The organism is Bradyrhizobium sp. 1200_D9_N1_1 (assembly GCF_052075915.1).
Classification (GTDB): domain Bacteria; phylum Pseudomonadota; class Alphaproteobacteria; order Rhizobiales; family Xanthobacteraceae; genus Bradyrhizobium; species Bradyrhizobium diazoefficiens.
The window spans coordinates 749,963-773,873 of the sequence record NZ_CP197226.1 but is presented as its reverse complement, the minus strand read 5'-3'; the positions used below and the strand labels follow the sequence as shown (position 1 = coordinate 773,873).

The following is a 23,911-nucleotide window of genomic DNA, read 5'->3' as shown; positions in this document are numbered from 1 at the left end:
CGTCACTTCTTCACCAGCGGGCAGCGCGACTGCTCCAGCGACTGGAACGCTTCGCTGCCGGGCACGGTGGCGAGCAGCTTGTAGTCGTCCCAGCGGCCCTTGGATTCCGACGGCTTCTTCACCTCGAACAGGTACATGTCGTGGATCATGCGGCCGTCCTCGCGGATCTTGCCACCCTTGGCGAAGAAATCGTTGATCGGCGTCTCCTTCATCACCTTGATCACCGCAGCCGCATCCGTCGTGCCCGCCGCCTTCACGGCTTTCAGGTAATGCGTCACGGAGGAGTAGACGCCGGCCTGCGCCGAGGTCGGCGGCCGCTTCATGCGCTCGGTGAAGCGCTTCGAGAATGCGCGCGTGTCGTCGTTGAGGTCCCAGTAGAAGGCTTCCGCCAGCAGCAGGCCTTGCGCGGTCTCCAGTCCGATCGAATCGATATCGGTCACGAAGGCCAATAGCGGCGAGACCTTCTGGCCGCCCTTGGTGATGCCGAACTCGGCCGCCTGCTTGATGGCATTGACGGTGTCGCCGCCGGCATTGGCAAGGCCGATCACCTTGGCCTTGGAAGCCTGCGCCTGGAGCAGGAAGGATGAGAAGTCCGACGTGTTGAGCGGATGGCGCACGCCGCCGAGCACCTTGCCGCCGGTCTTGGTGACGACGGCGCTGGTGTCCTTCTCCAGATCCTGGCCGAAGGCGTAGTCGGCGGTGAGGAAGAACCAGGTGTCGAGGCCCGACTTCACGGCCGCAAGCCCGGTCACGTTGGCCTGGCCGTAGGTGTCGAACACGTAGTGCACGGTGTAGGGACCGCAGGCCTCGTTGGTGAGACGGATCGAGCCCGGGCCGTTGAACATGATGATCTTGTTGCGCGCCTTCGCGATCTCGCCCGCCGCAAGCGCGGTCGCGGAGGCCGCGACGTCGTAGATCATCTCGACGCCCTGGTTGTCGAGCATGTCGCGGGCGATGTTGGCGGAGAGATCCGCCTTGTTGAGATGGTCGGCCGCCAACACCTGGATCTTGCGCCCCAGCACCTCGCCGCCAAAATCCTCAGCGGCCATCTTGGCCGCGGTCTCGCTGCCGGGACCGGTGATGTCGGCATAGAGGCTCGACATATCGAGGATGCCGCCGATCTTCAGGGGCGGCTTGTCCTCGGCCTGCACGGCACTCGCACTCAGGGCCAACGCGGCGGCAAAAATGCCCGGCAAAATTCTCGTCATCGAAAAAGACCTCCCTTATCGCGCCGTACTCTGATGGCGGCTTGGTTATTGCTCTTGGTTATCGCTATTGCCGCAATCATGCCGCATGCGCGAGAGGGCAGCAAGCGCGAGGGGCGTGCAGCTCGCGCGATCGTCACGCGTTTTCCGCAAAGCGGAATGGTGGAATGACGCAAGACGTTTCCGCACCGTCATTGCGAGCGCAGCGAAGCAATCAGACCGTCACCGCGGGGATAGTCCTGGATTGCTTCGCTGCGCTCGCAATGACGCATGTGAGGCAATGGCTGAGCGTCACACGGCCACTGGATCGGATCGAAGCACTTCGTCGTTGGCCTCGTTTGAGTTAAGAGTGGAGCGTAACGCAACCTTCCCGGGCAACGTGACGCGACTGCTTCACCTCATCGTCGTACTTCTTCTCGTCGCGGGTCGCACTGCGTTCGCGGCGCCGTGCCAGTTCGAGTCGCAGGGCGATGGCCGCGTCGCCGCGATCGTCGATGCGCGCAGCGTGCGCCTGGACGACGGCCGCGAGATCCGCCTCACCGGAATCGAGCCGACCGCGACGACGAAGCAGGCGCTGGCTTCGCTGCTCGTCGGCCGCGACGTGACGCTGCGGAGCGCCGACGACACGCCCGACCGCTATGGGCGCCAGGGTGGGTTGATCTTCATCGGCGACAGCGACACCCCGGTGCAGGCGATGCTGCTGGCCCAGGGCGACGCCATCGTCTCCGCCGAGATCGCCGACAAGGACTGCGCGGCCGCCCTGATGTCGTCCGAGGCCGAGGCGCGACGCCAAAAAAAGGGCAACTGGGCTGACCCGTCGGCCATAAAAAACGCGGAAAGTCCGGACGATATTTTGGCCGGGATCGGGCGTTTTGTGGTGGTCGAGGGCAAAGTCCTGTCGGTCCGGCAAGCTGGGGCAATGACCTACCTCAACTTCGGACGGAACTGGACACGCGGCTTTGCCGTGACTATTTCAAGGCGCGCATCACCGGCGTTCGAAACCGCCGGGATAGCCCTTAAGTCCCTGGAAAATCGACGTATTCGAGTCCGGGGCTGGGTTGAGGGGAATACGGGGCCGCGTATCGATGTGCGCCTCGTTGGACAGGTCGAGTTGCTGGGTGCAAACGAGCCGGCAGGGGTAAGGCCTTAAACGGGCCGGGCACGGGTTAAGCGACGTGAATGGGGTGCTAGAACAGCACTGGACGGGTGAAGGCCGCCGCCTTCGGGCTGCGCCGGCCGTGCTATGCCTTTTGCTGGGCACGGCGCTCGCCGGTTGCGGCGACATGAACCGGTTCCAGACCGCGGCGGCCCCGCCGACGGTCGCGATGCCCAAGCCGAAGCCAGCCGTCGCGCAGACCCCCGCCACCGAAAAGGAGCACGAGCGCATCCTGGCGAGCTATGGCGGCACCTATGACGACCCGAGGCTCGAATCGCTGGTCACCAAGACCGTCGACCGGCTCGTCGCCGCCTCCGACCGCCCCGACCAGGGCTACCGGATCACCATTCTGAATTCCGGCGCGGTCAACGCCTTCGCGCTGCCGAACGGCCAGCTCTATGTCACGCGCGGTCTTCTTGCGCTCGCGAGCGATACGTCGGAATTGTCCTCCGTGCTCAGCCACGAGATGGCGCATGTGCTGTCCAAGCACGCCGCGATGCGCGAGGACCAGGCGCGCCAGGCCGCGATCGTCACCCGTGTTGTCACCGACATGAGCAACGATCCCGATCTCACCGCGCTCGCGCTGGCCAAGACCAAGCTCACCATGGCGAGCTTTTCGCGCAACCAGGAGTTCGAGGCGGACGGCATCGGCGTCGGCATCTCCGCCAGGGCGCATTTCGATCCCTACGGTGCCGCGCGCTTCCTTTCCGCGATGGAGCGCAATGCCGAGCTCAAGGCCGGCAAGACCTCGCTCGATCCGCGCGCGCAGGACTTCACCTCGTCGCATCCGGCAACCCCGGAGCGTGTGCAGAACGCGCAGACCATCGCGCGGCAATACGTCGCTCCGGAAGGAGGCGAGCGCGACCGCGAGAGCTATCTCGCCGCGATCGACAACCTCGTCTATGGCGAAGACCCGAGCGAGGGTTTTGTCCGCGGCCGGCGTTTCCTGCATCCGAAGCTCGGCTTCACCTTCCAGGCGCCGGACAATTTCACGCTCGACAACACCGCGCAGGCGGTGATCGGCGTGCGCGACGGCGGCTCGCAGGCGATGCGCTTCGACGTGGTGCGGGTGCCGGCCGAGCAGTCGCTCGGCGATTACCTCAATTCGGGCTGGATGGAAGGCGTCGAGAAGGCGTCCACGGAAGACATCACCATCAACGGCTTCCCGGCCGCGTCCGCCACCGCCAAGGGCGACCAGTGGCAGTTCAAGGTCTATGCGCTGCGTTTCGGCAGCGACGTCTACCGCTTCATCTTCGCGGCACGGCAGAAGTCGACCGAGAGCGAGCGCAATGCGCGCGAGACCGTCAACTCGTTCCGTCGCCTGACCCTCGACGAGATCCAGGCCGCCCGCCCGCTGCGCATCAAGGTGATCACCGTGCAGCCCGGCGACACCGTGGAATCGCTCTCCCACCGCATGGCCGGCGTCGATCACCCCGCCGAGCGCTTCCGCGTGCTCAACGGCCTCGATCGCAACGCGCAGGTGAAGGTGAGGGATCGCGTGAAGGTCGTGGCGGATTGACGCTGCGCGAAGCGCGCGTCATCCCGGGGCGCTTGGCGCGAACCCGGGATCTGGAGCCACGAAGACACTGCCGTAGGGTGGGCAAAGCGTAGCGTGCCCACCATTTCCGATCGAAATCGTTGAGAGAGGTGGGCACGGCGCCATGCGCCTTTGCCCACCCTACAAGCTCCGCGCTTGACTAAGCGCCCGCGTCCATGTCGCCCGCCTCGCGCTGGCCGCTGAGCCAGAGCGCGAGCAGCGTCCAGAACGCGCCCGAGAGCAGATACGCACCCGAGGCGATGACGCCGAGATTGGTGGCAAGCAACAGCGCGACCAGCGGCGCGAAGCCGGCGCCGAACAGCCAGGCCATGTCAGAGGTCAGCGCCGAGGCCGTGTAGCGATACGCCTGCTTGAAGTTCGAGGCGATCGCGCCCGAGGACTGGCCGAACGACAGGCCGAGCAGGATGAAGCCGATCACCATGTAGATGGTCTCGCCGAACGCGCCGGCGTCGAGCAGCTGCGGAGCGAAGCCGCTGTAGATCGCGATCGCGATCGCCGATCCCATCAGCAGCGACTTGCGGCCGACGCGGTCGGCGATGATGCCGGAGGCCACGATCGCGGCGACGCCGAACACGGCGGCGACGATCTCGATGATCAGGAAGCGCACCGGGCTTTCGCGGGTGAACAGGAACACCCAGGACAGCGGAAACACCGTGACCATGTGGAACAGCGCAAAGCTCGCCAGCGGCGCGAATGCGCCGAGCATGATGTTCTGGCCTTCGCGCGCGACCGTCTCGGAGATGCGCGCGGGCTGCAATTCACGGGTCTCGAACAGCGTCGCGTATTCTTCCGTCGTCACCATGCGCAGGCGCGCGAACAGCGCCACGACGTTGATGGCGAAGGCGACGAAGAACGGATAGCGCCAGCCCCAGTCGAAGAAATCGTCGGCCGAGAGGTTGCCGGCGAAATAGGCGAACAGCGCGCTCGCCACGATCAGCCCGAGCGGCGCCCCGAGCTGCGGCACCATCGCGTACCAGCCGCGCTTGGAGGGCGGAGCGTTCAGCGCCAGCAGCGAGGCCATGCCGTCCCAGGCGCCGCCCCAGGCCAGACCCTGCGCGATACGCGCCAGCGCCAGCAGCCAGATCGCCGCAACGCCGATCTCGGAATAGCCGGGCAGGAACGCCAGCGCCACGGTGGCGGTGCCGAGCAGGAACAGCGCCGAGACCAGCTTGGCCGTTTTGCCGTACTCACGGTCGACCGTCATGAAAATGACGGTTCCGATCGGCCGGGCCATGAAGGCCAGCGCGAAAATCATGAAGGAATAGAGCGTGCCGGTCAGTTCGCTGGTGAACGGAAACACCAGGCGCGGGAACACGATCACCGAGGCGATCGCGTAGACGAAGAAGTCGAAGAATTCCGAGGTGCGGCCGATGATGACGCCGATGGCGATCTCGCCGGGACTGGCCTGGTCGTGGCCGTGCTCGCCCGAGTGGAGGTCTGCCATTGCAGGGGTCTGTGCCGTCGCCATTCGTGCGCCCTTAACGTCCTGAAAACCAAAGCCGACCGCCCGGCGGGGCGCCAGGCAATCCGGGCCTGTCTGGCCCAACATTCCGCACTGCAACATTGGACAAATTGTCCAATGTCCGGATTGCTGCGCCGCAGCTACCCGTTGGCCCCGCAAAGGAAACTCATTCTCAAAGGCTCGGCCCGTGTCCCGTCTCAAGATCCTGGCGCTGCTACCCTTGGCAGCCGCGCTCAGTGGCTGCAACTACGTCGTGCTGGCGCCAGCCGGCGACATCGCTGCCCAGCAGCGCGACCTCGTCATCATCTCCACCGTCCTGATGCTCCTGATCGTCGTCCCCGTGATGGCACTGACGGTGCTGTTCGCCTGGCGCTACCGCCAGTCCAACACCTCGGCCCGCTACGAGCCGGATTGGGACCACTCGACCAAGCTCGAGCTGGTGATCTGGTCGGCGCCGCTGCTGATCATCATTTGCCTGGGCGCGCTGACCTGGATGGGCACGCATCTGCTCGACCCCTATCGCACGCTCGGCCGCATCCACGCCGACCGCGCCGTGGACCAGTCCAAGGCCCCGCTCGAGGTCGACGTCGTCGCGCTCGACTGGAAGTGGCTCTTCATCTATCCGGACTACGGCATCGCCACCGTCAACGACCTGGCGGCGCCGGTCGATCGCCCGATCAACTTCCGCATCACCGCCTCCTCGGTGATGAACTCGTTCTACATCCCCGCGCTCGCCGGCCAGATCTACGCGATGCCGGGCATGGAGACCAAGCTCCACGCCGTCGTGAACCACACCGGCACCTACAAGGGCTTCTCGGCGAACTACAGCGGCGCCGGCTTCTCCGGCATGCACTTCGACTTCCAGGGCCTCGACGACAAGGGCTTTGACGCCTGGATCGCCAGCGCCAAGTCCGCCGGCGGCTCGCTCGGCCGCGCCGAATATCTCCAGCTCGAAAAGCCGAGCCAGAACGAGCCGGTGCGGCGCTACGGCACCATCGATACCGATCTCTACCGCCTGATCCTCAACATGTGCGTCGAGACCGGCAAGATGTGCCAGAGCGAGATGATGGCGATCGACGCCAAGGGTGGCCGCGGCCATGAGGGCCTGAACAACACCCTGCCGCTCGCCTACGACAAGTACGCCCGTCGCGGCACCGCGCTCGGGCCCGAGCCGACCTTCGTCGCCGGCACCTGCACGCCGGATGCGCCGCAGGGCCAGACCACCGCGTCGATCAAGGCGCCGGCCGACACCGCGCCGCTGCTCGGCGCCGGCCTGAAGCGGCCGACCTTCACGCCGCTCAAGTCCTCGTCCTTCTTCCTCGGACAGCGTCCGAAGTCAGACTCCTAAAGAGAGCTCGCATGTCTCCTGATCTTCTCAAGCTCATCTTCGGCCGGCTCGGCCTCGAGTCACTGCCACTGCACGAGCCGATCGTCGTCGGCACCTTCGTGGTGGTCGCGCTCGGCGGCGCCACGCTGCTCGGCGGCCTCACCTATTTCCGTCTCTGGGGCTACCTCTGGCGCGAATGGTTCACCACGGTGGACCACAAGCGCATCGGCATCATGTACATGATCCTCGGCATCGTGATGCTGCTGCGCGGCTTCGCCGACGCGCTGATGATGCGCGGCCAGCAGATGCTCGCGTTCGGCGGCTCCGAAGGCTATCTCAACGCCCATCACTACGACCAGGTCTTCACCGCCCACGGCGTGATCATGATCTTCTTCGTGGCGATGCCGCTGGTCACGGGCCTGATGAACTACGTCGTTCCGCTCCAGATCGGCGCGCGCGACGTGTCGTTCCCGTTCCTGAACAATTTCAGCTTCTGGATGACGGTCGGCGGCGCGGTGCTGGTGATGGCCTCGCTGTTCATCGGCGAGTTCGCCCGCACCGGCTGGCTCGCCTATCCGCCGCTGTCGAACATCGGCTACAGCCCTGATGTCGGCGTCGACTATTACATCTGGGCGCTGCAGGTCGCCGGCGTCGGAACGACGTTATCCGGCATCAACCTGATCTGCACCATCGTCAAGCTGCGGTGCCCCGGCATGACCATGATGAAGATGCCGGTGTTCACCTGGACCTCGCTCTGCACCAACATCCTGATCGTCGCCTCCTTCCCGGTTCTGACCGTCGTGCTCGCGCTGCTCTCGCTCGATCGCTACGTCGGCACCAACTTCTTCACGAACGATTTCGGCGGCAGCCCGATGATGTACGTGAACCTGATCTGGATCTGGGGCCATCCCGAGGTCTACATCCTGGTTCTCCCCGCCTTCGGCATCTTCTCGGAAGTCACCTCGACCTTCTCCGGCAAGCGCCTGTTCGGCTACACCTCGATGGTCTACGCCACGGTGGTCATCACCATCCTGTCGTATCTCGTGTGGCTGCACCACTTCTTCACGATGGGCTCGGGCGCCAGCGTGAACTCGTTCTTCGGCATCACCACGATGATCATCTCGATCCCGACGGGCGCGAAGATGTTCAACTGGCTGTTCACGATGTATCGCGGCCGCATCCGCTACGAGCTGCCGATGATGTGGACGATCGCCTTCATGCTGACCTTCGTGCTCGGCGGCATGACCGGCGTTCTGCTGGCGGTGCCGCCGGCCGACTTCGTGCTGCACAACAGCCTGTTCCTGATCGCGCACTTCCACAACGTGATCATCGGCGGCGTGGTGTTCGGCGCGTTCGCCGGAATCAATTATTGGTTCCCGAAGGCGTTCGGCTTCAAGCTCGATGTGTTCTGGGGCAAGCTGTCGTTCTGGTTCTGGGTCGTCGGCTTCTACCTCGCCTTCATGCCGCTCTATGTGCTCGGCCTGATGGGCGTGACCCGCCGCCTGCGCGTGTTCGACGATCCGTCCTTGCAGATATGGTTCGTCATCGCCGCGATCGGCGCCGGCCTCGTCTTCCTCGGCATTCTCAGCATGCTGATGCAGTTCGCGGTCAGCTTCCTCAAGCGCGAGCAGCTTAAGGACGTCTCCGGCGATCCCTGGGACGCGCGCACGCTGGAATGGGCGACCTCCTCGCCGCCGCCGGACTACAACTTCGCCTTCACCCCCGTCGTTCACGACAATGACGCGTGGTGGGACATGAAGAAGCGCGGCTACCAGCGTCCGCTCATCGGGTTCAAGCCGATCCACATGCCGAGCAGCACCGGCACCGGAATCATCCTCGCCGGCTTGGCAACCGCGATGGGATTCGGCCTGATCTGGTACATCTGGTGGCTGGCCGCCGCGAGCTTCATCGCGATGCTCGCCGTCGGGATCGGTCACACCTTCAACTATCACCGCGACTTCGACATTCCGGCTGACGACGTCATCCGGACCGAGGACGCGCGCACCAAACTGCTCGCCGGAGCCAAGTAAATGACTGTCGCTGTCAATCCCTCGCAGACCGGCGAGCCGGTCTTCTATCTCGCCGACGAACACCCGCATCCGGAAGGCTACAGCACCTCGCTCGGCTTCTGGATCTACCTGATGAGCGACTGCCTCATCTTCGCGATGCTGTTCGCCGCCTTCGGCGTGCTCGGCGCCAACTACGCCGCCGGCCCCGCGCCGAAGGACCTGTTCGACCTCGACCTGGTCGCGGTGAACACCTCGATGCTGCTGCTGTCGTCGATCACCTACGGCTTCGCGATGTTGACGATGCAGCAGAACAAGATCGCGCAGACGCAGATGTGGCTGGCGATCACCGGCCTGTTCGGCGCCGCCTTCATCGGCATCGAGCTGACCGAGTTCGCCCACATGATCCATGAAGGCGCAACGCCCCAGCGCAGCGCCTTCCTGTCCGCCTTCTTCACCCTGGTCGGCACCCACGGCCTGCACGTCAGCTGCGGCCTGATCTGGCTGGTCACGTTGATGGTGCAGGTCTGGAAGTTCGGCCTGATCGAAGCCAACCGCCGCCGCCTGATGTGCCTGTCGATGTTCTGGCACTTCCTCGACGTGGTCTGGATCGGCGTCTTCACCTTCGTCTATCTCCTGGGAGTTCTGCGATGAACACCGATACCCACGCCGCTCACGCGGGCGACCATCACCACGACGACGGCCACGCCCACAGCACGTTCTCGGGCTACATGCTCGGCTTCGTGCTCTCGGTGGTGCTCACCGCGATCCCGTTCTGGCTGGTGATGAGCGGCACACTGCCGAGCAAGCAGATCACCGCGCTGGTCATCATGGCCTTCGCGGTCGTGCAGATTGTCGTGCACATGATCTACTTCCTGCACATGAACACGAAATCCGAGAACGGCTGGAGCATGATGGCGCTGATCTTCACCATCGTCATGGTGGTGATCGCGCTGTCCGGCTCACTGTGGGTGATGAACCACCTCAACAGCAACATGATGCCGATCCACCAGATGAGCGGAATGAAGTGAGCGAATTGGGGACCGTGACGAGCAAGGCAGGACGGGCGCGCCGTAAGGCTGCGCGCCCGTCCTTCTGGCTCACGGTCCTCTCGCTCACGGCCTTTGCCGCTCTGATCGCGCTCGGCGTCTGGCAGATCGAACGCCGCGCCTGGAAGCTGGCGTTGATCGACCGCGTCGAGCAGCGCGTCCATGCCCCGGCCCAGCCGATCCCCTCGCCCGCTTCGTGGCCTGCGGTCTCCGCCGCAAGCGACGAATACAGGCATGTCACCGTCGCCGGCCGCTTCCTGCATGACCGCGAGACGCTGGTTCAGGCCGTCACCGAGGAAGGCCCCGGCTATTGGGTGCTGACGCCTCTCAAGCGCGACGATGGCACCCAGGTCCTGATCAATCGCGGCTTCGTGCCGCCCGAGCGGCGCGAGGCATCGATGCGCCGGAACGGCAATCCGGACGGCGAGGTCGAGATCACCGGCCTGCTGCGCATGACGGAGCCAAAAGGCGGCTTCCTCCGCAACAACGTGCCCCAGCACAACCGCTGGTACTCGCGGGATGTCGCCGCGATTGCGGCGGCGCGCGGCCTCCACGATGTCGCACCCTTTTTCGTCGATGCCGATGCCGGATCACAAACCGCCCAAGGCCCCATCGAGGGCCCCATCGGCGGATTGACCGTGATCCGCTTTCCCAATAACCACCTGATCTACGCGCTGACGTGGTTTGCCCTGGCGTTCATGCTGGCCGGTAAACTTTTCGTCACATTCGGCGGCGGGCTGTTCCGCCGCGGGCGCTTCGTCCACGAACCGGCCGGCGGCTCCGATGCTGCCGCCCGCAGGACGGGATCAGATGCTGGAACGATCGTCGAACAGACCTGACGACGGAAGAACGCCTCCCCAGGCGTTTGGCGAGCTCGCCGTCACGCTGCAATCGCAGGCGGACGCGCGCAGCGAGCTGATCGGCGCTGCGCCGACCGACGACGAGACCAACCGCAAGAACATGGCGTTGCTGATCCAGCTGCGCTGGACCGCGGTGGTCGGCCAGATCGTGACCATCGGCGGCGTGCATTTCTGGCTCGGCATCCCCCTGCCGCTGGAGCGGATGGGCGCCGTGATCGGCGCGCTGGTGCTGCTCAACGTCTCGAGCCTGGTCTGGGTGCGCCATCGCGCCGCGATCTCCAGCAACGAGCTGCTGGTCGCCTTGATGCTCGACGTCGCCGCGCTGACCGCGCAGCTCTATCTCAGTGGCGGCGCCACCAATCCGTTCACCTCGTTATTCCTGCTCCAGGTGACGCTGGGCGCGGTGCTGCTCGATGCGCGCTCGACCTGGTCGCTGGTGGCGCTGACCTGCGCCAGCTTTGTCTGGCTGACATTGGCGTACCGGCCGCTCGACCTGCCGCCGAACCCGATCAGCGAGGCCTACAGCCTCACCGTGGCCGGCATGCTGTTGGGCTTCGTGCTCAACGCCGTGCTGCTGGTCGTGTTCGTCACCCGCATCAACAGAAACCTGCGCGAGCGCGACGCGCATCTGGCGGCGCTGCGCCAGCATGCGGCCGAGCAGGACCACATCGTCCGCATGGGCCTGCTAGCATCGGGTGCAGCGCACGAGCTCGGCACCCCGCTGGCCTCGCTCTCGGTGATCCTCAGCGATTGGCGCCGCATGCCGGATCTCGCCGCCGATCAGGAACTCGCCGAGGATCTCGCGGAGATGGAGACCTCGCTGCAACGCTGCAAGTCGATCGTGACGGGCATCCTGGTGTCGGCGGGCGAAGCGCGCGGTGAAGGTTCCTCGCCGACGACGGTGACGGCCTTCGTCACCGCACTGGTCGATGAGTGGCGCAACGCCCGTTCGGCGCGCACGCTCTATTTCGTCAACACGTTCGGCGAGGACGTCGCGATCGCCTCGGACGTCGCGCTGAAGCAGGTGATCTTCAACGTGCTCGACAACGCCTATGAGGTCTCGCGCGACTGGGTCGAGCTTCTGGCCGAGCGCGAGGGCGACAATCTCGTGCTGTCGATCAGCGACCGCGGCCCGGGCTTTGCGCCGGAGATGCTGGCGCAGCTCGGCAAGCCCTATCACTCAAGCAAGGGCCGCGCCGGCGGCGGGCTCGGCCTGTTCCTGGTGGTCAACGTTGTGCGCAAGCTCGGGGGCAGCGTAACCGCCGAGAACCACAGGAAGCGCGGCGCCACCGTCCGCCTGACCCTGCCCCTCGCAACGCTCGCGATCGGAGGCAGCTTTGACGCCTGACCGTTCGCTCATCGTCGTCGAGGACGATGAAGGCTTTGCGCGCACGCTGAAACGCTCGTTCGAGCGCCGCGGCTACGATGTCGTGCTCGCCGGTTCGATCGAGGAGGTGCGGAAAGTGCTGGAGGAGCGATCCTTCGGCCACGCCGTGGTCGATCTCAAGCTCGGCGGCGCTTCGGGCTTGGCTTGCGTCGAGCTGCTGCACACGCACGACGAGGAGATGCTGATCGTGGTGCTAACCGGCTTTGCCAGCATCTCGACTGCCGTCGAGGCGATCAAGCTCGGCGCCTGCCACTATCTGGCCAAGCCGTCGAACACCGACGACATCGAGGCCGCCTTCAACAAGGCCGAAGGCAATGCCGAAGTCGCGCTCGATGCGCGGCCGACATCGATCAAGACGCTGGAATGGGAACGCATCCACCAGACCCTGATCGAGACGGATTTCAATATTTCGGAGGCGGCGAGGCGGCTCGGCATGCACCGGCGGACGCTGGCGAGGAAGCTGGAAAAGCGGCCGGTGAAATGAGGCAAGGCCTCCTTCTCCTCGTCGTCCTGGACCAGCGAGCAAAGCGAGCGCCGATCCAGGACCCATCACCACAGGCTGCGGTTTGACGAAGGCTGTAACTCCGAGCCGTCGCAGCAACTCAAACCTGGGGTAATGGGTCCTGGCCTTCGCCAGGACGACGCTTGGTATGACCCTGCCCCCAAACAAAAAGCCCGGCCGCAAGGCCGGGCTTTTGATCTGTTGCGATCGACGCGACGTGGCGCTTACGCCGCCTCGTCGGCGACGGTGGTGTCGTCGCCATCGGTATCGTCGGCATCGCCCTCGGCATCCGCCTCGCCCTCGGTGGCTTCCGCCTTGGCGTTGCGGCGCGGGCTCTTGGCGAGCTGGGCCTCGATCTCCTTGACCGCTTCGGTCTCGGTCGAGTGCTGCACCACCGCGATCTCGCGGGACAGACGATCGAGTGCGGCTTCATAGAGCTGGCGTTCAGAGTAGGACTGCTCGGGCTGCGACTCGGAGCGATAGAGGTCGCGCACGACTTCCGCGATCGCGACGATATCGCCCGAATTGATCTTCGCTTCGTATTCCTGGGCGCGGCGCGACCACATGGTGCGCTTGACGCGGGCGCGGCCCTTGAGCGTTTCCAGCGCCTTCTTCACCAGCGCGGGCTCGGACAGCTTGCGCATGCCGACGTTCGCGACCTTGGCGGTCGGAACGCGCAGCGTCATCTTGTCCTTGATGAAGTTGATGACGAACAGCTCGAGCTTCGCACCGGCGATCTCCTGCTCCTCGATGGCCAGGATCTGGCCGACGCCGTGAGCGGGATAGACGACGAATTCGTTGGCCTTGAAGCCCTGGCGCTGGGTCACGACCTTCTTTTCCTCGACCTTCGGCGCAGCAGCCGCCGGCTTCACGGCCGGCTTGGCAGCGACAGGAGCCTTGGCAGGAGCAGCAACAGAGGCCTTCGGCGCAGCGGGCTTGGCAGCGGGAACCTTAGCAGCAGCAGGCTTGGCAACGGTCGCTTTCGCGGCCGGTTTGGCAGTCTTGTTAGGCATTGCGCTTCTTTTGTTCTTCGAGGACTTTGCAGCCGGCGCCTTAGTCGCGGTCCGACCCTTGGATGCGCTACGGCTGGCCGCGGCGACTTTTTTGGCCTCCTTATGGGAAGCCCTCGCTGAAGTACTCTTTTTACGCGTTTTCTGTGACACAGCCTGCGCGCGGAAACTGCCACGCCCCTGTTCGACATTTGGTTTCACGGGAACCCAGAGGGGCCAACGGGGCTGACGGGGTTCGGCTTAATGTGCCCAATATAGCACATTTCCCGCAAAAATCAATGATTTAGGGGTCTTTAGGCCTGGTTTTCGGCGCGAACGAAGGTATTAGGGTTAAGTTTGGGTCCGAATTAGTCTCCGGAGCCGGGGTTCGGAGAAAAATATTTCTCGAACTTGCCCTCCATACCGTCGAATTCCTTGGCGTCGGCGGGTGATTCTTTCTTTTGGGTGATGTTCGGCCAGCTCTTGGCGTAGTCGGCGTTGACCGAAAGCCACTTTTCCAGGCCCGGTTCCGTGTCCGGCTTGATGGCGTCGGCGGGGCATTCCGGCTCGCACACGCCGCAGTCGATGCATTCGTCAGGATGGATGACGAGCATGTTGTCACCCTCGTAGAAACAGTCGACCGGGCAGACCTCGACGCAGTCGGTGTACTTGCACTTGATGCAGTTTTCAGTGACGACGTAAGTCATCCAACGCTCCGAAAAGCTCTTTTAAAAGTCGCGGCTTGCGTAGCGCGGATGGCCCGGCGCCGCAAGGTCGGGGACGGCCGATCATGACGGCTTTGCGCGATTGATCGACCAAGAAATGAATTCAAAGCGCAATTAATTGCGCTTTCCTTCGCCGAGCTCCTCGTAGAGCACGCGCGCCGAGGCGGCATCGCCGCGGCGCTCGTTGAAGGCTATCACTTTCAACACGCGCACGGTGCGGTCGAGCGCGATGGTGAGCACGTCGCCCACCTTGATCGCATGCCCGGGCGAGGTCTCGCGCGTGCCGTTGACGCGGACATGGCCGGACTCGACGAGTTCAGCCGCGGAGGTGCGCGCCTTCACCACCCGCGCGTGCCACAGCCATTTGTCGATGCGCTGCCGCTCGGTCGTAGGCTACTCCTTGCGCCCCGCGAGCTGCTCCTTCAGCGCAGCGAGCTTTGCGAAGGGCGAATTGGGATCGACCGGCCGATCGCGCTCGCGCGGGTTCGCGCTCGAGGCGTAGGGACGCAGCGACGGCCCGCCTTGGCGGTCACGGCCCTTGTCGCGGTCGCGGCCACGATTGTCGCGACCCTTGTCGCGATCGCCGCCGAACTTGCCCTTGTTGCGATCGCGATCCTTGTCGCGATCCTTGCCCTGGAAGCTGCGGTTCTTGTCGTCGCGCCCCTCGGGACGCGGCGCGCCGTCGGCACCGCCTTCGCGGCCTTTGCGGAAATCTTTCCGATGCCCGCCATGGCGATGACGCTCGCCGCGCTTCTCGCCGTCGGCGGCTTGCGCGGCCTCGCCTTCGGCGGGCGCAGCACCCGCCTCGGCGCCCGCCTGCGGACGCGGCTGATGATGACGCTGATGGCGATGGCGCTCGTGGCGCGGCTTGCGATCCTCGTGACGGCCGCCGGGACGCCAGACCTCGACGAGCTCCGGCTCGGCGGGCGCGGCAGCGGCCTCGACCGGCGCTGCGGCATCGGGCGATGCGGCAGCTTCGACAGCGGCAGCTTCAGCGGGCGCGGCTTCAAGGCCGGCAGCCTCGGTGGGCGCGGCGGCCTCTTCGGCCGGCGGCGCGATGCCGGGAGCATCTTCGGGCGTGACGGGCGCCTCTAGCGATGCTGCGAGCGCCGGTCCTTCGGGCGCGGGCTCGTCGTGCTGCTCCATGCCGGGCGCGTCTTCGACGGTGACGGCTTCGGCAGCGACTTCGATCGGTGTGTCTGTGGCGACAGCGTCCTCGACCGGCGTTTCGGTCGCAGACGTCTCGGCGGGAGCCTCTGCGCTGGACGCTTCCGCAACGACCGCTACAGGCTTCGGCGGCAGCGGCGGGCGCTTCTCCATGCGATAGCCGAGCGCGCGCAGCACCGAGGCGAAATCCTCGCCCGCAGAGCCCGTGAGCGAGGTCATCGCCTGGGTCACGATAAAGCTGCGGCCGTCGAACGCGCCGGCGGGCTTTTCGCCGGGCGAGTTCTCGCGCCAAGCCAGCGCCGGGCGGATCAGGTCGGCAAGGCGCTCCAGGATGTCGACGCGCACAGCGCGCTCGCCGGCCTGCTTGTAGCCGAGCACGCGATAGGCATCGCGCGGCAGAGCCTTGTCGACCGGGAACGAAGTGCGGCCCGAAGATGCCAGATGCTGCGCGCCCGAGAGCGAGGACAGATCGACATTGTCCTGCTTCAGCGCCCACAGCAGCGCGGCCAGCGCACGCGCGGCGGGCTTCAAGAGGCCGGGGAAATAGAGGTGATAGGCGCCGAAGCGGACGCCGTATTTGCGTAAAGTGGCGCGCGAGGGTTGGTCGAGATCCTTCAGCTCGTTGGCGATCCTGGGACGCTCGAGCACGCCGAGCGCCTCGACCAGCTGATAGGCGATGCCGCGGGCAATGCCGGTGACGTCCTCGGCCTTGGAGAGCTCGAACATCGGCCCGAGCAGCTTTTCGATATGCGTCTTGAGCCAGAGGTCGAGGCGCGCCTGCACCTTCTCGCGCGGGCTGCCGGTCAGGCGCTCGTCCGAGATGATGCGGATGCGCGGATGCAGCGCGTCCTCTGCGGCGGACAGCCGCGCCACGGCGTCGCCGGTCCAGCGGATGGTGCCTTCCGAGGTCAGCACGAACTGCTCGTCCGGCGCGTTGCCCAGCTTTTCGGCGCGCGCGTTGATCTCGCCGGCGAGCACCGCTTGGGCCGCAGCCTGCAAGGCTTTCGCATCGGAGCCGGCTTCCGCCGCATCCGGTGCAAAGGTGAAGCCATCGAGACGGCCGATGACATGGCCTTCGACGATGACTTCGCCGGTCTTGCCGATTTCAGTATTCAAGCTCGTGTTCTCCCGCAGGCGGCGCATCAATACACTGGTCCGGCGATCAACGAAACGCTCAGTCAAGCGTTCATGGAGCGCATCCGACAATTTATTTTCGACCTCCCGCGTAATCCCCTGCCAGTGTTCGGGGTCGGCGAGCCAGTCCGGCCGGTTGGCGACGAAGGTCCAGGTGCGGATCTGCGCGATCCGGCCCGACAGCGTGTCGATATCGCCGTCGATGCGGTCGGCCTGGTCGACCTGGGCCGCGAACCAGGCATCTGGAATGCGGCCCTTCTGCATCAGGAAGCCGTACAGCGTGGTCACGAGCTCGCCATGGGCCGCCGGCGACAGTTTTCGGTAATCGGGGACCTGGCAGGCCTCCCACAGCCGTTCCACGGCCAGCTTGCCATGTGCGGTATCGCGCACATCGGCGTCGCGGGCGACGTGGTCGAGCACGCGCATGTCCTCGGCGATCGGCGCGCGCGTCAGCGCCTCATGGCCGGGGGAGAGGTTCAGCGACACCTGGAGCGCGCCGAGCGAGGAGAAATCCAGCTTCGAATTGCGCCATTGCAGCATCTTCACGCTGTCGAAGGTGTGGTTCTGCAGCGCGTTGACGAGCTCGGGCTCGAACGGCGCGCAGCGGCCGGTGGTGCCGAACGTTCCATTTCGCGTGGCGCGGCCGGCGCGACCGGCGATCTGCGCGAATTCGGACGGCGTCAGGCGGCGGAACTGGTAGCCGTCGAACTTGCGGTCGGAGGCGAAGGCGACGTGGTCGACGTCGAGATTGAGGCCCATGCCGACCGCGTCGGTGGCGACGAGATAATCGACGTCGCCGTTCTGGAACATCGACACCTGCGCATTTCTGGTGCGCGGGCTGAGCGAGCCGAGCACCACGGCCGCGCCGCCATGCTGGCGGCGGATCAGCTCGGCGATGGCATAGACCTCGTCCGCCGAGAACGCGACGATGGCGGTGCGGCGCGGCTGGCGGGTGATCTTGCGGTCGCCGGCGAATTCCAGCTGCGACAGCCGCGGCCGCGTGATCATGGACACGCCGGGCAGAAGGCGCTCGATGATCGGGCGCATGGTCGCCGCGCCCAGCAGCAGCGTCTCGTCGCGGCCGCGACGGTTGAGGATGCGGTCGGTGAAGACGTGGCCGCGTTCGAGATCGGAGGCGATCTGGACCTCGTCCACAGCGAGGAAGGAGACGTCGAGATCTCTCGGCATCGCCTCGACGGTGGAGACCCAGTAGCGCGGGTTCTTCGGCTTGATCTTCTCCTCGCCGGTGATCAGCGCGACGCTCTCCACGCCCTTGCGATCGGCGATCTTGTTATAGACCTCGCGCGCCAGCAGCCGCAGCGGCAGGCCGATCATGCCGGAGGGATGCGCGAGCATCCGCTCAATGGCGAGATGGGTCTTGCCGGTGTTGGTCGGCCCGAGCACCGCAGTGACGCCCGCGCCGGGTGCGCGCTCGGAGGCGAAGGGGGAAGGGGGAAAAGCCATTCTGTACGATTAGGTAGTGCCGATTTCGGCGAATGTCAGTGCTGTTTGGGGCGGCGCGGCGGCCGGGCGCGATTAGGGCTAGGCGCGATGCGCTTGGAGGTCACCTCGCCCCGCTTGCGGGGAGAGGTCGGATCGCGAAGCGATCCGGGTGAGGGGGACTCTCCACGAACCAGCTATCACCTATTCCGTGGAAGCAGCCCCTCACCCCAACCCTCTCCCCGTAAGAACGGGGCGAGGGAGAAGAAGAAGCCGCCCGAACCTCGCGCAACTGTCTCACTTTGCGACGCTTTTCCCTGTGTCCTTAAGCTTCGGAACGACTCTAGAACGAATCGCGGCCGAATCGCTGACTCCCTGTTGAGTCCTGTTACGTTCACGCAACATGTCGCGGCACCCTGTGTTTGATTGCACTAGATGGAGTTTTGGGCTGCCGCACAAGCGACGTTTCGATGGCGGGTTCCTTAAAATTGGGGACGGCGCGGAGTCGAATCAGAATCGGGGAGGAGTCAAATGGATTCACGGATCGAGGGCGCCAAAACAAAAACTGCGAAAACAACCCCATGCACAGTAGAAACGGCGCGCGGGCGAAGGGCGGGGTGACGGCGGGTAAGGTGTTGGAGCTGCGTGCCGAATCGCTCCGCTCGTCATTCCGGGGCGCGACGCCAGTCGCGAACCCGGAATCTATCAGGCCGCAAGGTTCGCCTCACCATGGATTCCGGGTTCGCGCCAAGTGGCGCGCCCAGGAATGACGGAGGAATGGTAGCCCGTATGGCGCGGCCTTTACTGCGTCTTCGCGACCCGCGGCGGCTGGGCGGATGTGATGAAGCTGGTGGCTTCGAGCATCGCGGGGCCGAGCGGCGTCGGCACTTTCAGCCAGAACGGAACCAGGATGCGCGTGCCGGCGACCGGGGCGAAGGCGATCTCGATGTTGCGCTGGGCGGCGAGGTATTTGATCACGGGGCGGTCGGGGATGTAGCCGGCGACAGGCACGAAATAGAGCGCGCAGACCACGACCGGGCCGCGATAGCCCTTCTCCGCCTTCACGGTCTCCATGCGCTTGAAATCGAGTTTTAAGTCGTAGCGCATGCGGCCGTCGAACACCGGCGCTGCGTTGTGGCAGGCGTCCGGCGTGACAGGATCGCCGGTGCCGGGCACGCGCAACAGCGAGGCCGTCATCGGATCCCAGACGCCGCGGCGATGCGCCTCGGTGACGACGATACGATCAGGGTCGACCGGCGGCTCCGGCACGATGCCGAACTCCTTCACATTGCCCTTGTCGAGCGTGATGTGGATCTCTTCGGTCTTCTTCGAGGTGGTGGTGGAGGCCTGGTAGCCGGTCGCAACCAGCGCGCCGTTGACGACCCGGCCCTGCGAGGCGCCGGTGCCGGACCCGCCCGCGAACGACTTCAAGAGCCCCGTGGTGCCGCCGGAGGCGGCCGCGGCAAACACGTCGTCCTGGATGTCGATGTTCCAGGCGCCCCTGCCGACCGGAATGCCTGCCAGCGTCGCCTCATACTGCGCCTCGAGCTTGCCTTGCGCGGCGGCCGGCTTCGCCTCCCAGGCGAAGACCAGCCCGCACAGGGCCGCCATGGCCAACCGGGCGGCAGACCGCGGGCTGGCGATACGCGGCTTGGGCGCAAATCGGGAGGAAATGGGCACGAAACGATCCAATCGGGGCGCGACGGTTGTTACTTAAGCCAAAAACCGCGGCAAACAATGTGTTCGGGCGCAACAAGCGCGGAACTCCACCTGATACTTCGGGGGCGAATACGCCCTTTATGTGATGGTAAGGCACTTCAAACATTGCCGTTTTGGTGATCGAGGGTGGTAAGCTCTTGCCGCTTATTCCCCTGTCATGCCCCGGCTTGACCGGGGCATCCAGTACGCCGCGGCCCCTCGACTCCGGCCGCGCCGGCACGGAATACTGGATCGCCCGGCCAAGCCGGGCGATGACACCTATTGTGGGCATGGCGCCGGGCATGAATCCCGCCCCAAAAACTTGACGTCCCGCCGCTTCCCCCCTATACGTCCGCCGCTCCCTGCAAGGACAGAGAATTTGCCCCCGTGGCGCCCCGAATGGCGGCCGCAAGTCGTTGGGGGCTTAGATTGAGGATTTGTGACATGTCTCGCCGCTGCGAACTGACGGCCAAGGGCCCCCTCGTCGGCCACAAGGTCAGCCACTCCAACATCAAGACCAAGCGCCGCTTCCTGCCGAACCTCGTCAACGTGACGTTCATCAGCGAAGCCCTGGAGCGCAACGTGCGCCTGCGCGTCTCCACCAACGCGGTGAAGAGCGTGGATCACAATGGCGGCCTGGACGCCTTCCTGCTCAAGGCCAGCGCCGACGCCCTGTCGCCGCGCGCCCTCGAGCTGAAGCGCGCCATCCAGAAGAAGGTCGGCGTCACCGCGCCGGTCAAGAAGGCCAGCTAAGCGAATTTTCGAGTTGGGCGGGGGCTAAGTTGCGTCGCGTGGCGTAGGCTTAGCCAGTAGAGTTTGTGTAGCGGCCGGATCGAGAGATCCGGCCGTTTTTGTTTTAGGGATTCGAATGGCGAAGTGCTGGCGACGAGCGGAGCGTTGCTGGCAGATCGCGGCCGAGGTCGGCATCTTACCTCGCGTTCGAGGGCTATCTCTCGCTCGAACAACGTACTGTTTGATCGCGCCGCAACCCCTCAAACATAGTGCTTCACGATCTCGTCGAGGATGGCCGGGCTGTAAAATCGCTGCTTTGAGCTTTTCTTGTTCCGTGGATCGAGCAGACGGACGCGACAAAACCGCGGATCGTCCTCGAGGGGTCTGCGCAGCTTGTGAAATCGCTCGTTCTCTTTGAAGTCGGGTGTCTTCCGTAGCGCCTTGCAGAGCGTCCGGTAGTCCCACGGGTAGCGCTTCAGCATGTCCTCCTCGCTCAACGTCACCCGAATGGCATTGGGGTCGTTGGGGGAGACGATGACCGGCATCGCCTGCGCGTTGGAGTTCCGGACGAACCTCAGCTCGACCTCCACGCCGACGTTGAAGGGCTTGGCAGCCTCGAAGGGAAATTTCCGCTCCTGATCGGCCAACAGCTTTGCGAGCTTGCCAGCGGCGCCTTTGGTGTCGTCACCGAAGACCGTCTGTATGACTCCGGCCGGTGTCTCGAAGGCGACGGGCATCAGCGCGAACTGGTACTGTGACAGGTCGCAATCAAACCATTTCCTTGCAGCGAAAGCGAAGTTGCGCAGCGCGGCAGCGCCGACCTCCTGCACCCTCTTATGCAGGTCTCGGCCCACGTTGTGGAAGTGGATCGCGTTGTCCCTGATCTCCATCAGGAGCGAGATGTTCTCGATAGCGTGGTCATCAATCGAGTCCTGCGCGTACTGCCTCACGATGTTCGCCCCGGGCAGCACGCCGATGGTCATCGTGTTGCCCGGACCCAATTGATGCGATTGGTCCCGGATTATAGGTCGGAATTTTTTGAGAAGATGCTCGGGAAAGGAGACCTGCTGGCGAACTACTCTCGTTCAGTCTTCAAAAAAACCGGCCGTAAAGAGGTAACGCACGCTGTTTGGCAGGAAAACGTCGGACATTTTCAGATCAATCATTGGTTCAACCTCCGCCCGCACCCTTCGTTCGGTAGTCCATTAGATGGCTCGACCACCATTTACGAAATCGTGGCGAACGATTTCGATCTCGCCAGCCAAAAACGAGTTATGGAGAGTTGGATCTGGGGAGAACCTGGCAACGGAGACCATCCATAGCTGGGCTTCATCGTCACCCGCGGTAGTGGTGCCCTGCGATCCCAAGGCCGGCACGGCGACGCCACCCGTAAACCAGCACCGCGCGCGCGTTAACCATGCATTAACCAATGCACCCTAGCCTGCTGTGATCGTCCAGCCATCATTAGCTCGAAATGCCTTCCCGGTTCGCTCCAGGAGAAGCGCCGATGTGCGTTGCGTTGTTGACGTATGCCAATCTCAGTGCCCGCCTCAAGATCTCGCGCGAGGCCGCTCGTTCGCTGGCGAGACGTCGCCGGTTGCCGCGCTCGCGGTCGGATGATGGCAAGGCCCTGGTGAGCGTTGATCTCTCCGCGCTCCGGTACACGCCCCGCCCACGAAAGGGCCGCCGGGCAGACCCCGTCGATGCCTCCATGACAAAGATCGAGGCGTTGGAGCCATTTCCGTTCCGATGGAGTCGGAACGGGGCTCCAGATTCTTATTCTGACGCGTTTTCTTCACGCGAACCGGTATCCACTTCGCTCGAAAACGCTCTAGAGATCGGGGCCTTCAAGGCGGAGATCGCGCGGCTCGAAGACGTCGCAGCCGCCTACAGGGCCGTGTTCGAGCGCGAGCGTGAGCGTGCCGATCGCCTCGCCGTCGAGCTGACGCAGGCGGCCGCCGAGACGACGGCCGCCAATGCGTGGGCGGCGCGACTGGAAGACGAAGTGACGGCGCTGCGGAACGATCGCCGCCCTGGCGAGGCGATCGCGGGATACGCCGCGCGTCGATTGGGACATCTGGCCGCCTCCATCGTGCAAGCAGACCGCGCGGCTAGAACGCGATGAGATCAGGATGAATCGTCGCTTCAAGTTGTTGTTTGCGCACTCGAGACTTTCTTTAATCCCCGGCTTGCCGGACCAATCGCGAGGGAAAAATGGCAAGCAATACCGATATCCATGAAATGAAGGCCCGCATCGTCGTCTTCGGCGTCGGCGGCGCCGGCGGCAATGCCGTCAACAACATGATCACGGCCGGGCTGCAAGGAGTCGAGTTCGTGGTCGCCAACACCGACGCGCAGGCGCTGGCGATGTCGAAGGCGACGCGCCTCATCCAGCTCGGCACAACGGTCACCGCAGGCCTCGGCGCCGGCTCGCAGCCGGAATTGGGACGCGCCGCAGCCGAGGAGGTCATCGATACGATCCGCGAGCACCTGACCGGCGCGCACATGGTGTTCGTGACGGCCGGCATGGGCGGCGGCACCGGCACCGGGGCTGCACCGATCATCGCCAGGACCGCGCGCGAGCTCGGCATCCTCACCATCGGCGTGGTCACCAAGCCGTTCTACTTCGAGGGCCAGCGCCGCATGCGCTTTGCCGAAGCCGGCGTCGAGGAGCTGCTGAAGACGGTCGACACCCTCTTGATCATCCCGAACCAGAACCTGTTCCGGGTGGCCAGCGAGAAGACCACGTTCGCCGATGCCTTCGCCCTTGCCGACCAGGTGCTCTATTCGGGCGTGGCCTGCATCAGCGACCTCATCGTCAAGGAAGGTCTGATCAATCTCGATTTTGCCGACGTCCTCTCCGTCATGAAGGAGAAGGGCAAGGCGATGATGGGACGGGGCGAGGCTTCCGGCGAGAAGCGCGTGCTCGCCGCCGCCGTGGCCGCGATCTCCAATCCGCTGATCGAGAATCCCTCGATCAAGCGTGCCAGTGGCCTCATCATCTCCATCACCGGCGGCAGGGATCTCATGCTGTACGAGGTCGACGAAGCCGCGACCCGCATTCGCGACGAGGCCGATCCGGACGCCAACATCATCGTCGGCGCGTCGTTTGACGAAAGCCTCGAAGGCATCGTCCGCGTCTCGGTGGTTGCGACCGGAATCGATAATCTCGATCCGGCGCAGCAGGCGCTACCGGTGGAAACCGCCCTCACCCAGCTCGCCGGCAGGCTGCGCAACGACGGCCGTCGCATCGCCGATCGCATCGAGCGCAGTGCTCCCCTTCCGCAAGCGGCAAGCCCGCCGCTCCGCCCGCAGCCGCACCACCCCGTGGGGCCACCGGCAAGGCCGGGTCTGGACTATGCGCCGCAGGCGGCGCTTCAGCCGCTCGATCCTTACGGCCGCGCCCCTGCGCGCAATCTGCCCGACGAGGCCGCTCTCGATATCCCGGCCTTCCTGCGCCGCGCCGCCAACTGAGCGGTGGCGAGCGGGGGAGTTACCTGCTCGGCAACCAGCG

General features: G+C 64.8%; 21 protein-coding genes. 13 read left to right on the top strand and 8 right to left on the bottom strand.

Features of this window, described 5'->3' with window-relative positions:
- Positions 1-2: 2 nt before the first annotated feature.
- On the bottom strand, positions 3-1,208 hold the full coding sequence (locus AB5K84_RS03630) for an ABC transporter substrate-binding protein (RefSeq protein ID WP_011082976.1): 1,206 nt from the start codon (positions 1,206-1,208) through the stop codon (positions 3-5).
- 346 nt (positions 1,209-1,554) lie between these two features.
- Between AB5K84_RS03630 and AB5K84_RS03625 the strand changes: the two genes are divergently transcribed.
- The gene (locus AB5K84_RS03625) at positions 1,555-2,355 is read left to right on the top strand and encodes a thermonuclease family protein (protein WP_370161381.1); all 801 of its coding nucleotides are present in this window, start codon (positions 1,555-1,557) and stop codon (positions 2,353-2,355) included.
- 133 nt (positions 2,356-2,488) lie between these two features.
- On the top strand, positions 2,489-3,880 hold the full coding sequence (locus AB5K84_RS03620; protein ID WP_038966643.1) for a M48 family metalloprotease: 1,392 nt from the start codon (positions 2,489-2,491) through the stop codon (positions 3,878-3,880).
- Positions 3,881-4,058: 178 nt separating this feature from the next.
- Here the strand turns inward: AB5K84_RS03620 and AB5K84_RS03615 are convergent, their stop codons facing one another.
- Positions 4,059-5,387 (bottom strand): MFS transporter, encoded by a 1,329-nt coding sequence (locus AB5K84_RS03615; RefSeq protein ID WP_038966639.1) that lies wholly within the window; start codon positions 5,385-5,387, stop codon positions 4,059-4,061.
- A gap of 181 nt (positions 5,388-5,568) precedes the next feature.
- Here AB5K84_RS03615 and cyoA point away from each other — a divergent pair, with 181 nt between their 5' ends.
- The 7 genes from cyoA to AB5K84_RS03580 are packed head-to-tail and all read left to right on the top strand — an operon-like array spanning position 5,569 to position 12,494.
- On the top strand, positions 5,569-6,729 hold the full coding sequence (gene cyoA, locus AB5K84_RS03610; RefSeq protein ID WP_011082981.1) for a ubiquinol oxidase subunit II: 1,161 nt from the start codon (positions 5,569-5,571) through the stop codon (positions 6,727-6,729).
- 11 nt (positions 6,730-6,740) lie between these two features.
- Positions 6,741-8,738 (top strand): cytochrome o ubiquinol oxidase subunit I, encoded by a 1,998-nt coding sequence (cyoB, locus tag AB5K84_RS03605; protein ID WP_011082982.1) that lies wholly within the window; start codon positions 6,741-6,743, stop codon positions 8,736-8,738.
- The gene (gene cyoC, locus AB5K84_RS03600; RefSeq protein WP_011082983.1) at positions 8,739-9,368 is read left to right on the top strand and encodes a cytochrome o ubiquinol oxidase subunit III; all 630 of its coding nucleotides are present in this window, start codon (positions 8,739-8,741) and stop codon (positions 9,366-9,368) included.
- Positions 9,365-9,745, top strand: a complete 381-nt coding sequence (gene cyoD / locus AB5K84_RS03595) for a cytochrome o ubiquinol oxidase subunit IV (protein WP_011082984.1) — start codon at positions 9,365-9,367, stop codon at positions 9,743-9,745. Before cyoC ends, cyoD begins: the two co-directional genes overlap by 4 nt.
- The gene (locus tag AB5K84_RS03590; RefSeq protein WP_011082985.1) at positions 9,742-10,602 is read left to right on the top strand and encodes an SURF1 family protein; all 861 of its coding nucleotides are present in this window, start codon (positions 9,742-9,744) and stop codon (positions 10,600-10,602) included. The genes cyoD and AB5K84_RS03590 overlap by 4 nt, the downstream gene beginning before the upstream one ends.
- On the top strand, positions 10,574-11,971 hold the full coding sequence (locus AB5K84_RS03585; protein ID WP_028175152.1) for an ATP-binding protein: 1,398 nt from the start codon (positions 10,574-10,576) through the stop codon (positions 11,969-11,971). The genes AB5K84_RS03590 and AB5K84_RS03585 overlap by 29 nt, the downstream gene beginning before the upstream one ends.
- On the top strand, positions 11,961-12,494 hold the full coding sequence (locus tag AB5K84_RS03580) for a response regulator transcription factor (RefSeq protein WP_011082987.1): 534 nt from the start codon (positions 11,961-11,963) through the stop codon (positions 12,492-12,494). Before AB5K84_RS03585 ends, AB5K84_RS03580 begins: the two co-directional genes overlap by 11 nt.
- Before the next feature lie 242 nt (positions 12,495-12,736).
- On the opposite strand, the gene AB5K84_RS03575 is transcribed toward AB5K84_RS03580, so the two are convergent.
- From AB5K84_RS03575 to AB5K84_RS03555, 5 genes are all read right to left on the bottom strand, one after another.
- A complete protein-coding gene (locus tag AB5K84_RS03575) occupies positions 12,737-13,525 on the bottom strand; it encodes a CarD family transcriptional regulator (protein WP_161532582.1) in 789 nt (262 codons plus the stop codon).
- 344 nt (positions 13,526-13,869) lie between these two features.
- Complete coding sequence (gene fdxA, locus AB5K84_RS03570) at positions 13,870-14,208, bottom strand: ferredoxin FdxA (protein ID WP_011082989.1); 339 nt, start codon at positions 14,206-14,208, stop codon at positions 13,870-13,872.
- A gap of 132 nt (positions 14,209-14,340) precedes the next feature.
- Positions 14,341-14,598, bottom strand: coding sequence for an RNA-binding S4 domain-containing protein (locus AB5K84_RS03565; protein ID WP_074076385.1), 258 nt, complete (start codon positions 14,596-14,598; stop codon positions 14,341-14,343).
- 21 nt (positions 14,599-14,619) lie between these two features.
- Positions 14,620-17,991 carry a helicase-related protein gene (locus tag AB5K84_RS03560; protein ID WP_441232373.1) on the bottom strand — a complete coding sequence of 1,124 codons (3,372 nt, stop codon included), beginning with the start codon at positions 17,989-17,991 and terminating at the stop codon, positions 14,620-14,622.
- Between the two features lie 777 nt (positions 17,992-18,768).
- Positions 18,769-19,578 carry a DUF3108 domain-containing protein gene (locus tag AB5K84_RS03555; protein WP_038966645.1) on the bottom strand — a complete coding sequence of 270 codons (810 nt, stop codon included), beginning with the start codon at positions 19,576-19,578 and terminating at the stop codon, positions 18,769-18,771.
- A gap of 531 nt (positions 19,579-20,109) precedes the next feature.
- Between AB5K84_RS03555 and rpmB the strand changes: the two genes are divergently transcribed.
- On the top strand, positions 20,110-20,418 hold the full coding sequence (gene rpmB / locus AB5K84_RS03550; protein ID WP_011082994.1) for a 50S ribosomal protein L28: 309 nt from the start codon (positions 20,110-20,112) through the stop codon (positions 20,416-20,418).
- Between the two features lie 239 nt (positions 20,419-20,657).
- On the opposite strand, the gene AB5K84_RS03545 is transcribed toward rpmB, so the two are convergent.
- Positions 20,658-21,380 (bottom strand): DUF3644 domain-containing protein, encoded by a 723-nt coding sequence (locus AB5K84_RS03545; protein WP_011082995.1) that lies wholly within the window; start codon positions 21,378-21,380, stop codon positions 20,658-20,660.
- A gap of 63 nt (positions 21,381-21,443) precedes the next feature.
- Between AB5K84_RS03545 and AB5K84_RS03540 the strand changes: the two genes are divergently transcribed.
- The 3 genes from AB5K84_RS03540 to ftsZ all read left to right on the top strand — a co-directional run bounded on the left by AB5K84_RS03540 (position 21,444) and on the right by ftsZ (position 23,871).
- Positions 21,444-21,719 (top strand): hypothetical protein, encoded by a 276-nt coding sequence (locus AB5K84_RS03540; RefSeq protein ID WP_162494182.1) that lies wholly within the window; start codon positions 21,444-21,446, stop codon positions 21,717-21,719.
- A 185-nt stretch (positions 21,720-21,904) separates the two neighbouring features.
- Positions 21,905-22,522, top strand: a complete 618-nt coding sequence (locus AB5K84_RS03535) for a hypothetical protein (RefSeq protein ID WP_162494183.1) — start codon at positions 21,905-21,907, stop codon at positions 22,520-22,522.
- A gap of 89 nt (positions 22,523-22,611) precedes the next feature.
- Positions 22,612-23,871: a cell division protein FtsZ gene (ftsZ, locus tag AB5K84_RS03530; protein WP_011082998.1), complete on the top strand. Its 1,260-nt coding sequence runs from the start codon at positions 22,612-22,614 to the stop codon at positions 23,869-23,871.
- The last annotated feature ends 40 nt before the right edge of the window (positions 23,872-23,911 follow it).

What these genes read in the sequence shown, in the direction of transcription:
- AB5K84_RS03615 (WP_038966639.1), bottom strand. Translation starts at nt 5,387, where the DNA reads ATGGCGACGGCACAGACCCCTGCAATGGCAGACCTCCACTCGGGCGAG.
- cyoB (WP_011082982.1), top strand. Translation starts at nt 6,741, where the DNA reads ATGTCTCCTGATCTTCTCAAGCTCATCTTCGGCCGGCTCGGCCTCGAG.
- rpmB (WP_011082994.1), top strand. Translation starts at nt 20,110, where the DNA reads ATGTCTCGCCGCTGCGAACTGACGGCCAAGGGCCCCCTCGTCGGCCAC.
- AB5K84_RS03575 (WP_161532582.1), bottom strand. Translation starts at nt 13,525, where the DNA reads ATGCCTAACAAGACTGCCAAACCGGCCGCGAAAGCGACCGTTGCCAAG.
- AB5K84_RS03620 (WP_038966643.1), top strand. Translation starts at nt 2,489, where the DNA reads ATGAACCGGTTCCAGACCGCGGCGGCCCCGCCGACGGTCGCGATGCCC.
- AB5K84_RS03560 (WP_441232373.1), bottom strand. Translation starts at nt 17,991, where the DNA reads ATGGCTTTTCCCCCTTCCCCCTTCGCCTCCGAGCGCGCACCCGGCGCG.
- AB5K84_RS03540 (WP_162494182.1), top strand. Translation starts at nt 21,444, where the DNA reads ATGCTCGGGAAAGGAGACCTGCTGGCGAACTACTCTCGTTCAGTCTTC.
- AB5K84_RS03545 (WP_011082995.1), bottom strand. Translation starts at nt 21,380, where the DNA reads ATGACCATCGGCGTGCTGCCCGGGGCGAACATCGTGAGGCAGTACGCG.
- AB5K84_RS03630 (WP_011082976.1), bottom strand. Translation starts at nt 1,208, where the DNA reads ATGACGAGAATTTTGCCGGGCATTTTTGCCGCCGCGTTGGCCCTGAGT.
- AB5K84_RS03535 (WP_162494183.1), top strand. Translation starts at nt 21,905, where the DNA reads ATGTGCGTTGCGTTGTTGACGTATGCCAATCTCAGTGCCCGCCTCAAG.
- ftsZ (WP_011082998.1), top strand. Translation starts at nt 22,612, where the DNA reads ATGGCAAGCAATACCGATATCCATGAAATGAAGGCCCGCATCGTCGTC.
- cyoD (WP_011082984.1), top strand. Translation starts at nt 9,365, where the DNA reads ATGAACACCGATACCCACGCCGCTCACGCGGGCGACCATCACCACGAC.
- AB5K84_RS03585 (WP_028175152.1), top strand. Translation starts at nt 10,574, where the DNA reads ATGCTGGAACGATCGTCGAACAGACCTGACGACGGAAGAACGCCTCCC.
- AB5K84_RS03555 (WP_038966645.1), bottom strand. Translation starts at nt 19,578, where the DNA reads ATGGCGGCCCTGTGCGGGCTGGTCTTCGCCTGGGAGGCGAAGCCGGCC.
- fdxA (WP_011082989.1), bottom strand. Translation starts at nt 14,208, where the DNA reads ATGACTTACGTCGTCACTGAAAACTGCATCAAGTGCAAGTACACCGAC.
- cyoC (WP_011082983.1), top strand. Translation starts at nt 8,739, where the DNA reads ATGACTGTCGCTGTCAATCCCTCGCAGACCGGCGAGCCGGTCTTCTAT.